The following is an 11,371-nucleotide window of genomic DNA, read 5'->3' as shown; positions in this document are numbered from 1 at the left end:
ATTCGTTCAAAAGAATATTTAGAACTCGTGATTTTCAATTTTATTAAAATTTTTATCTACATAAAAGTCTTTTAAAAATTTTATTCAATAGATCTTAAGATGTAGAATACCTCTGTTTTATTAAAATGCATGCCAAACCAAAATAGATAATGTTACTATCTGCTTAACGCTCAAACAAGCGTTAAATTATTTTTGACAAATCGTTCGCTAATAACACGAAAAATCACCCACAATAAGATCTTATTGAAAATTTCTGATACCAAGGAACAAGCAAACAGTGAAGTTTTATTTAGCTATAGTAGTATCTGAAATATATGTTAGATGAGATTAATGATTATTACTTCCTATATTTTCGGAATTACTCCCATAATGAGAAATAGGACGAGACGGAACAACCGTAGAAATTGCATGTTTATAAACCAATTGGCTAACATTATTTTTCAACAGAATCACAAATTGATCAAAAGATTCAATCTGTCCTTGCAGCTTGATACCATTTACTAAATAGATCGAAACAGGGATACGTTCACGACGCAGTACGTTGAGTAACGGGTCTTGTAAAGATTGTCCCTTAGCCATTCTATTGTTTCCTTATTTGGTAGTTGCTTGTTACCAAGCATTCTATTATTTCTCATTAAAATAAAGTTCATAAAATTTTACTGCGTATTATCAAATAAATAATCTTCGCTGCAGGCAACATGCCTAAAATTTACTTATTATCAGCATATGTATTGCGCATTTACCTGATTCAAGATCTATAGGTCTTACCATAAAATAATAAGCCTAATTATATAGAATTAATTTAGGAATACACTAGTGATTACTCTACTTACAAGAAGCAAACCCAGACGTAGTCTTATCAAGATCCGTCTGAGTTTGCAACATGACTGACTAGTGCATGAAACTATATAAGAAGTTTGGTCTTAAAATTTACTATATTAAATCATCTTCTTTACTTACATTAGAAGCAAAATATATATTTTATAATTAGAGTTATATTATGATTGCTTTGTCAGGTCATTATACTACAAGATCTCTATTGTTATTTTGGGTTGCAGGTATGATATAGTGAATCTGATGTGACATCATACTAACAGTAATCTGTATTAAAAAAGATTTACTTATAGTAAGAACTAAGTAGTAATTTTATTTACTCCTATTGGGTGTTATCCTGAAAATGCTCTTATTATTAGGTGATTAGTCTGACGTTCTATTTATTGAATTAAGCTCAATCAATAATAAATTTTAGTAACTAGATGTTATTAATCTGATTCAATCTGAGGAATCATATAATATAACTATATTATCAAATATAGTCGCGCACACTTTCTGTCATGATGTAATTGGGTTCAAGATCAGTATAATACAAATATTACAACTATATTCTCATGTTTAAGTGAATTTCTAATATAAAATATAGTATTTCATTAAGAGATTAGTTTATTATATTTATAAAATAAAAATTAGTAATTAGTAGAGATATACTATTTTTAATAGTATTGCTTAATATTTGAACAATCTATAGATATAACTTTTTCTTTGACAAGAGTTTACATCTATCTATTACTCCTTGTAGTACTACTATATGCCAGTCTAGAAATATTTAAAAACTTGATATTGATCCTGGATATTTTAGATATCGCACTACTTTTAGATTCATTATTTTTTTCTACTATAGCAGTAGGCTGATTAAATAATATAATTTCTGTATATCATCTTATATAGATAGGACATCAATGCAAACTATTTTTATATTAATCATTAAGTATTTTTAAATGTTTAATCATTTCTAAAATATCCACTTCTTAAAAATCTACTGTCATTAGTATTATCATATTGTGGTTTATATGTTTATTCAATAAATAGATGCTTATTGAATCTCAGGAGAAGGAATAACACCTATCTTATAGGTGTTATATTACGTCATGTATTAAAACTTTAGATTACCCATTTATAGCTCTTTACAATAAGAGTATTATATGGAGTGAAGTGAATACAGCGTATGACTAGATCAGTTAGTTATCAGAGTTGTTATAGATACAAGCTGTTGAAGCAACTGCATCGTTTTCCAGTGCAAAAATCTACGATCTCCTTAGTACTGCTATTATTAATTATATGAATAATGTTAAACGTTGCTCCATGCTAATGTTCTAAGTTAGCTAATTAAAGTAATAGGATATTTACATGGTTTACTAATCTAGCAGACAGTATAACAAAAATACGATCTTAAAAACATCGTTCATCTAATGCATGTATACATAATTGATGTATATCATTAATATTGCGGGAGATCTCATGACTATTTATAGATGCCTAATAGACATTTTGGGGGTTATTGATAGCTATAAATTATATCATGTATGATAATTGTGTTTTAACAATACATAAAATTACTTGATTAATATATCAGCTTATGACTTTCATGCAGACACATGTTTATTTAAAGATCAGATAAAATATTTTTAAAAACAAGACTTTTGTTGGATAAAAATGCTAGATTTATTAATTCTTTAAAAACATATGTATGATATTCCAGAAAAATATAATATAGCTATTTATATTATTATTAAATATGCCATAATATTCCACAAAGAAAACCGCATAGTATAATCTTTTTGGTTAACTACAGTATTTTAGTAGTTGAGAAAGAAATAAAGGTATAATCTTCTTAGGGTCAAAATTACTAATAAATTAGTTTGATCAGCGAATATAGTCTGCAAAATATACTTTTCTTGATTGCAAGTATTTTTTAAATTCAATGTTCTATGAATTTTATATTTCTATTAGTATTTGGGATATAATGCTTTTTATCAATTTTCAGATAAAGTTGCCTATACTTATTGCTGTTAATACAGCTGAATAAATATTATTATATTGAATATATATTGATAATTATTAGAAAATTAGATCAATACTATCTGATAGTATAAAAATTGTATAAAATCATGATAGTCTATTAAAACTATAAAGAAGATAATATTGCTCCCTAACAGAAGCGGTAAGCGTTATGAGTATTATCTATCTTTTCTTTTATCCTACAAGTAACGTATTAACCATTATGTATCAACCTATAGCACTATTCATCGGTCTGCGTTATATGCGCGGACGAACCAGAGATTCCTTTTATCGGTTTATCTCTTGGTTTTCTACTATAGGTATTATGCTTGGTGTTATGGCGCTAATTATCGTGCTTTCCGTCATGAATGGATTTGAACATAACCTAGAAAAAAACATTCTTGGATTTATACCTCACGCATTAGTGACATCGATAACAGGATCTATTAATCCTAAAAAAGTATTGTCTATAGATTTCCAAAATCTTCCTGGTGTTAACCGGATTACACCACTTACTAGATGCAATGCAGTCTTGCAAAGTTCTTATAGAGTAGCAGCAGGAGTTATTTTAGGGGTTAATCCAGATTCAAAAGATCCACTTTCTCCTTATATAAATGGTGCTACCTTACAAGATCTGCAACCTAGCAAATATAATGCTATTCTAGGAGATCAGTTAGCTAGAAAACTAGGTATTAAGCTTGGTGAAAAAATTCGTATAATTGTGCCAGCTGCTAGCTATTTTACGCCTACAGGACGTATTCCTAGCCATCGTTTATTTAAGGTGTTGGGCACATTCTCTGCTGATAGCGAGGTTGACCAATATCAGATACTCATAAATCAGCAAGACGCTTCGCGCCTGATGCGCTATCCATTAGGTAACATTACCGGGTGGCGAGTTTATATGGACAGCCCATTAACGATTGATAATTTAGTTAGTCAGCATCTCAAGAAAGGTTTAAAATGGGAAGATTGGCGTGATCTAAAAGGAGAACTTTTTCAAGCTGTAAAGATGGAAAAAAATATACTTGGGTTACTCTTAAGTCTGATCGTTGATATTGCTGCTTTTAATATAATTACTGCACTTAGTATACTGGTTATGGAGAAAAAAAATGAGGTCGCCATCTTGCAGACTCAAGGTCTAACGCATCCACAGATTATGTCTATTTTTATGCTGCAGGGTGCAAGTAGAGGTATTATAGGAGCATTTCTAGGTACTCTCTTTGGAGTACTGTTTGCTAGTCAAATTAATTTTATACCTGGTTTAAGTAAAATGTTGTCTGGAGGTTCTTTACCAGTTCAAATTAGTATTTCGCAGGTTGTACTAATTACTTTATTGGCAGCTCTAATGTCTCTGCTCTCTACTTTATACCCAGCTTATAGAGCTGCTGTGATAGATCCTGTAGAGGCCTTACGTTATGAGTAATCCTGCTTCTTCGAATAAAGAGGTTTTGAAATGTAGAAATCTGTGTAAAACTTATGCTGATGGCACATTGCATACTGATGTGTTCCGTGATATCACCTTTAACATATACCAGGGTGATACAATTGCTATTGTGGGCCAATCCGGTTCTGGCAAGAGCACACTTCTGCATCTTCTGGGTGGGCTGGATACTCCAACTTCTGGTGAAGTTTTTTTTAAAGGCCAGTTGCTCAACAAAATGTCTTTGTCCGATAAAGCTGAGTTGCGTAATCGTGAACTCGGCTTTATCTATCAGTTTCACCATTTGTTACTAGATTTTAGTGCTTTAGAAAATGTTATGATGCCTTTGTTAATTAGTGGTTTAGCAAAACATAAAGCTAAGGGAAAAGCATTTGAAATTCTCGATACAGTAGGTTTATCTAAAAGAAGCCATCATCGACCTTCTGAGCTTTCTGGCGGCGAGCGTCAGAGAGTGGCTATTGCTCGCGCCTTAGTAAATAATCCTTCCTTAGTATTGGCTGATGAGCCTACTGGGAATCTAGATATGAGAACTTCTGATAAAATTATTAATTTGCTGAGCGAGCTAAATGTACGCGAAGGAATTGCATTTTTAGTGGTGACACATGATATGAATTTTGCTAAAAAACTAAACCTGCAGTTTGAAATGATTGACGGTCATATAGAAAAAATATTTCCTTAATGGGAACGCAATAATGTCTATCTCATCATTATCTTTGCTGATTGGGCTGAGATTCAGTCGTGGGCGATGTCGTGGTAGCATATTGTCTTTAATCGCGATGATATCTACAATCAGTATTGCTTTAGGTGTTGCTGTATTTATCGTTGGTTTGAGTGCTATGAATGGTTTTGAGCGAGAACTAGATAGCCGAATTATTTCAGTTGTTCCCCATGGAGAAATTTATCCGGCAGAACAACCATTCAATGATTGGCAAGAAGTCTTAAATTGTATCACTAAAGTTAATGGTATAGCTGCTGTATCGCCTTATGTTTCATTTACTGGGTTAATTGAACGTGGAACCAAACTAGTTTCTGTACAATTTCGCGGAGTTAATCCGAAAAAAGAACCTTACGTTACTTCTTTGTCTCAATATGTAATTGGAGATTCTTGGTCGACGTTTAGAGGAGGTGAACATCAGGTAATATTAGGTAAAGGTGTTGCGGATATGCTAAACGTTCAAAAAGGTGATTGGGTAACTGTTATATTATCTAATAATTCTAAACAGATGAAGCTATTAAAGCCCCAAGAAATTCGTTTGCATGTGAGCGGTATCTTAGAACTTAGTGGTATGCTAGATCATAGCTTAGCAATAGTCCCTTTGACGGATGGGCAAAAATATAATCATCTAGGTGATAGTGTAACTGGTATAAGCGTAAAAGTGAATGATGTATTCAAGGCTGATAAGATACTATTTGATGCAGCTAAAGTTATCAATAATGATGTTTATATTAACACTTGGAAAAAAAGTTATGGTTACATATTTCGTGATATACAGATGATCCGGGCTATTATATATTTAGCGATGCTCTTGGTTATCGGATTATCCTGTTTTAATATAGCTTCTACTTTAGTTATAGCTGTAAAAGATAAGAGTAGCAATATTGCTGTGTTAATCACACTTGGTGCTAAAGATCGATTGATACGATCTATCTTTATTTGGTACGGTTTATTATCTGGAATAGTGGGTAGTCTATTCGGCATGATTATAGGTATAATAGCTTCATTCCAATTAACTAATATCTACAAGTTTATAGAAAAAATTACAGGATATCGTTTACTATCTGGCAATATATATCCCATTAATTTTCTTCCTACTGAACTTCAATATCTTGATGTTGTTAAAGTGTTTATTATGGCTATTACTCTGAGTGCGGCTTCCAGCTGGTATCCAGCAGGTAGCGCAAGTCGCATTAATCCTGCACGCATCCTATAACTAATATGATGAATATCATCTAGTTAGCATAATTATGATATAAAACCAGGAAGGGATGTATATATAACCTTCAATAGGCGACCTTTATATGCAAAGATTGAAGATCTTGTATTAGGCTGTAGATAAATAACAGAAATATCTAAGTGATCTTGAGTTTATTGTAAATAATTGATTATATTAGCAGTATTAAGTAATTTTTTTAATTTTTATTTCCCAAAAAATATTACTTTAAGTATAACTATAATTATACATTATCTTATGTCATAGAAATTAGGTTGATTAATATAACTTTATATATTTTATGCGTATACAGAAAACCCTTCTAATAATCTGATTATTGTTAATAGCAATTGACTAATAAGAGGCATAGGGTTTACACATTTACATATCCAGTCCTGTACACTGCAATACAGATCTATAAATATTTTGATATCAGCTAATAAGATTCATAGTACTGTGAAATTTTAACAAAGATTAACAAGAATAATCATTCTGACACAATTTGTTAAAATTTTTTATTCTATCAAATGATTATTATGTATATCTAGGCAATCAAATAAGATTAATTAATCTTGCCAGTATATATTATCATCAATTATACATGTGTTTTTACAGTGATATTTCGATAAAATAGTGAATAGCACTAAATTAAAATCTAAATTATCTTCTTAGTTTGCTCCTCTTATTTACAATGTAGGTATATATGTCATACCAATATCATGATTCTCTTGAGGGATTACTCCTTGGCAAAAACACTAAGTATCACGATCAATATGACATAACCTTACTCCAGAGAATTTCTCGCAGTATTCATCGTGAATCTTTAGGATATTCCTTAGAAAAGCTCCCTTTTGAAGGCGGTGATATCTGGACGTTTTACGAGCTTTCATGGTTAAATACCAAAGGTTTACCTCAGGTTGCTATTGCATATGTCGAGGTGGATGCCTGGAGTAATAACTTGATCGAATCTAAAAGCCTTAAGCTTTACCTGAATAGCTTTAACCAGACAATTTTTTCTGATTGGGGTGCAGTACAGAATACGTTACAACGCGATTTAGCAGATTGCGCTCAAGGCAAAGTTACTGTTCAGTTGACGACTCTAAATAGTTCTGAGGTACATCCTGTCATAAAATTTAATGGTGAATGCATAGATGATCAATCTATTGAAATAAGTGACTACGAATTTAATTCTGAACTGCTTAAAAATGCAGTTGACAAGGCTCATGTCGTTGAAAAAACTTTACTAAGTCATCTGTTAAAGTCCAACTGTCCGATTACAAATCAGCCAGATTGGGGCTCTATAATGATTCGATATCGTGGTCCCTATATCAATATTGAAGCTCTGTTACGCTATTTGATCGCTTTCCGCCATCATAATGACTTTCATGAACAGTGCGTTGAGCGAATCTTTAGAGATATTCAACGCTTCTGTTATCCTGAAGTTCTGAGTATATATGCTCGATATACTCGTCGCGGGGGTCTTGACATCAATCCTTGGCGTACAAATACAAAGTTTATCGTGCCAAAAGGTAGGCTTGTCCGCCAGTAAGATTTCTTAGATATAGAAATCCATCTACATAACTATAATCTAAGTATATTTAAAAATAGGAAAATATAATTAATTCAAGATAATAGATAATGCTTTAAATAAAGTATATTTCTAATAAAACAAAAGATTGAATTATTTGTAACAAGTTAGTTATAAAAGAGACTTAAATATAAAATATTGTATCCATTTGATTAATGAATTTAATTTAAAAAACATAAATTATTATAAATATAGATATATTATAGCATAGACGTTAAATAAAATGATATACTACTATTTTCATAGTAGTACACTAATACATATATCTGAATACATGCGAATACAATGATTGCTTGCAGTTTGCGCATCTATCTGCTTCCATGTAAATCAAGATTTTTATTAGATCTTCTTAAGTATTAAGTAGTACGATAATTTTTTAAGTATTCTTGCTGTAACGCTATCCTATTATTTTAAGGTAAACTGTGGTATGCATACATTATATGTTGTGTATTACCCTTAAACATGAATATAAAATAATACTTTCTACGGTTCATGTATAGAAAATTTCTATATATTATTATCTGATATCCATCTTACTAAGAGGATTGACTTTAGTGTTACATTCAACATAGATTATATCTAATATACTAATGAGTATTTTGTTATCTAATAGATATGGATTTAAGACATATAGAAATCATCCCAAAATAGTTATTATGCTTTTTAAAATAAAAATTAGTTTCAGGCTGAATGAGTAATCTAAAAGTACTATTAATCTAATTTTTATTTTATTAAATTCATAAAAATAAAAAATGAAGTATAGCAAATTGTTAGATAAATAGCTTAGGTTACTTTAAACATTTTGTGCCTATCTAAAGAAAACAGTTGTTCACTCTATTTCAAAGAACAGGTAGATCTAACAGTTGCTTATAACAAAAATATCACTATAATAATTAGGAAAAATTTATCTCTATAGAATATTTTATTATAAATTTCTAATTGTATTTTAATAATGATATGAAAAAATTGCTCTTTTATGTTTTATTATTAATAACATTATTAGATGGGGTTAAATGATTAATATAATATTATAAGTATAATGCATTGAGTGATAATCAATTAGCTAACTCATTAGTTCGCCCCAAATTTATTACAATGTTCCTAGAATAACTATTATTTATCTTACTGATATTTATCTTACCGATAAAGATCGTGTGGTAACTTATATTATTTATAAGATTCTAGTATCCGTAAAATTATCTATTTCTATTTATTTTTAAAATATATACACAAATAAGTAATATTTAGAGATACAGAAAAACTATATGATGATATAATCAGAACTAGTTCCTTGTCAATCTTACTGATACAGTATAAATTGGCTAATTTGATTTTAGTATGGTAGTGGCTACTGATAATAGCCTAAATATAAAGAAAAAATAAAAATAAAAATAATATTATCAGTGTCTAACGATGAATACTAGTAAATCATCTTCTAATGTAAATCGCACTTACAATAGTTTAGTCATAAACATGATTTTATCATACTATGCAGAAAGTATGTAGATACAGATCTTATGATAATCTCTCTTACTGATACTTAGCAGTATCGCTAATACTCGATTAAGAGGATTGCTAAATAGCAAGAATATAATTTTTTGATAAACATTTGTATGTTATGAATATTTATATTCAAGAACAGTCTTTTCTTGCTTGTACTATATTGAATGAAAACATATGTTTTATGCATTGATAATAAAGATGCATCATTCAAAATTGCATTGAATCATTAAAACATAATGATCGACGTAAGAATCTTATGAAGCAAGATATAGAAGTAACTAAATTTACATATCTATACACTATATCAGTAGTTAACTGTATGTGTTTTACTATGTATTCTTTTCGGAAAATTATCTAAAATAAAATATAAAGCTATTAAGAATAGAAACATAATGTATTATGTTGTAATCTACTGCAGATCGTTTATTAGCATTTAGGATATTTTAATATCCTGTTTATTGATGATAAATTCATGTAATAATATAAGCATAAGATATCCTTATTATGCACTTTTATATCCTAATCTTTTATTTTCTACGGAAATAATAATGCAAAAAAGAATTTTTTCTGATATTAAAAAAGTATAGATGGTCAGCATTATTGCTTGGATATAGAGCTATTTTAGACTGTATTACATTCGGTATTTTATAAAAATAAGAGCAAGAAGTCTAATGTACACAATAAATATAGACTTCTACAATGATCTGATAAATCTTTCTTGTCCTAGTAATCAATGTTTAACTAAATGTATTAGAAAGAAAATAGAAAGATATGTATTTCAATAAATGAATTTACGTTGTTTACTAATATATATCAGTGCAATCAATCTTTATCCTTTTACGATCTAAATAAATTAGATGGATATTGGCATGCCACAACTTTTAATTTTCGTACCAATAAAGTATTATTAATTTTACTAAATTTATGGTGCTATAGTATAGAATTATAACTTACTTAGGATTTTTGCGCAGTACTTGTCTATGTTTGTTCTAGTCTGTTGCACGCAACGATTTATATGAAATATATTCCAAACTTTTTGAGATAACTGCTTAATGAATAAACCCTATTAATTTTATGTACTTAATTTATTAGGTTAACTAAAGTACTTAATACACTTACATTTTAAGAAATATTAATATATTCAATTTAATATGCAAAATTTTGATACTACAACCTTTCAAGGTATGGTATGGCATCTTCAGAATTATTGGGCGCGCCAAGGATGCACTATTATTCAACCACTAGACATGGAAGTTGGCGCAGGCACATCACATCCAATGACCTGTCTAAAGGCATTAGGGCCAGAACCGATTGCAACTGCCTACGTTCAACCTTCTCGCCGTCCGACTGATGGTCGTTATGGAGAAAATCCTAATAGATTACAGCATTATTACCAATTTCAAGTTATGCTTAAACCATCACCTCACAATATTCAGGAGCTCTACCTAGATTCTCTCAAAGAGTTAGGCCTAGATTTATTAGTGCATGATATCCGATTTGTCGAGGATAACTGGGAAAACCCAACTCTAGGTGCATGGGGGTTAGGTTGGGAAGTGTGGCTTGATGGCATGGAAATTACTCAGTTTACTTATTTTCAGCAGGTTGGTGGTTTAGAATGTAAACCTATTACTGGTGAGATTACGTATGGCTTGGAGCGTCTTGCAATGTATGTTCAAGGATTAGATAACGTTTACGATTTAGTCTGGAATATTAGCTTAACAGGTACAATGACTTACGGAGACTTATTCCATCAAAACGAAGTGGAACAGTCTACTTATAACTTCCAATACGCAGATGTAAAATTTCTTTTTTCTTGTTTTGAGCATTATGAGAAAGAAGCTAAGATGTTATTGTGTTTAGAAAAACCGTTACCCTTATCATCATATGAATGCATTCTAAAGGCAGCCCATAGTTTTAACTTGCTAGATGCCCGTAAGGCAATTGCTGTTACCGAACGTCAGTGCTATATTCTACGCATTCGCAGCATAGTAAAGGAAGTATCTGCAGCATACTATGCTTCAAGAAAGGCACTAGGCTTTCCGATGTGTAAGAACACCATTATAAATTAAAAAT

Annotated in this window: 6 protein-coding genes; 5 read left to right on the top strand and 1 reads right to left on the bottom strand. The window is 30.5% G+C overall.

Features of this window, described 5'->3' with window-relative positions:
- Nucleotides 1-327: 327 nt before the first annotated feature.
- Nucleotides 328-579 (bottom strand): RNA chaperone Hfq, encoded by a 252-nt coding sequence (hfq, locus tag KTT71_RS02910; RefSeq protein WP_216782354.1) that lies wholly within the window; start codon nucleotides 577-579, stop codon nucleotides 328-330.
- Nucleotides 580-3,058: 2,479 nt separating this feature from the next.
- On the opposite strand from hfq, the gene lolC reads away from it, so the two are divergent.
- The 5 genes from lolC to glyQ all read left to right on the top strand — a co-directional run bounded on the left by lolC (nucleotide 3,059) and on the right by glyQ (nucleotide 11,367).
- Entirely contained in the window at nucleotides 3,059-4,258 is a 1,200-nt protein-coding gene (gene lolC, locus KTT71_RS02905) for a lipoprotein-releasing ABC transporter permease subunit LolC (protein ID WP_216782765.1), read from the top strand.
- On the top strand, nucleotides 4,251-4,955 hold the full coding sequence (gene lolD / locus KTT71_RS02900) for a lipoprotein-releasing ABC transporter ATP-binding protein LolD (protein ID WP_216782353.1): 705 nt from the start codon (nucleotides 4,251-4,253) through the stop codon (nucleotides 4,953-4,955). The genes lolC and lolD overlap by 8 nt, the downstream gene beginning before the upstream one ends.
- Nucleotides 4,956-4,968: 13 nt before the next feature.
- Entirely contained in the window at nucleotides 4,969-6,207 is a 1,239-nt protein-coding gene (gene lolE, locus KTT71_RS02895; protein ID WP_216782352.1) for a lipoprotein-releasing ABC transporter permease subunit LolE, read from the top strand.
- 703 nt (nucleotides 6,208-6,910) lie between these two features.
- Nucleotides 6,911-7,756 carry an NADPH-dependent 7-cyano-7-deazaguanine reductase QueF gene (gene queF, locus KTT71_RS02890; RefSeq protein ID WP_216782351.1) on the top strand — a complete coding sequence of 282 codons (846 nt, stop codon included), beginning with the start codon at nucleotides 6,911-6,913 and terminating at the stop codon, nucleotides 7,754-7,756.
- Nucleotides 7,757-10,449: 2,693 nt separating this feature from the next.
- On the top strand, nucleotides 10,450-11,367 hold the full coding sequence (glyQ, locus tag KTT71_RS02885; protein ID WP_216782350.1) for a glycine--tRNA ligase subunit alpha: 918 nt from the start codon (nucleotides 10,450-10,452) through the stop codon (nucleotides 11,365-11,367).
- The last annotated feature ends 4 nt before the right edge of the window (nucleotides 11,368-11,371 follow it).

It is taken from the genome of Candidatus Profftia tarda (assembly GCF_904848675.1).
Taxonomy (GTDB): domain Bacteria; phylum Pseudomonadota; class Gammaproteobacteria; order Enterobacterales; family Enterobacteriaceae; genus Profftia; species Profftia tarda.
This window is presented reverse-complemented; position numbering and strand designations above follow the sequence as displayed.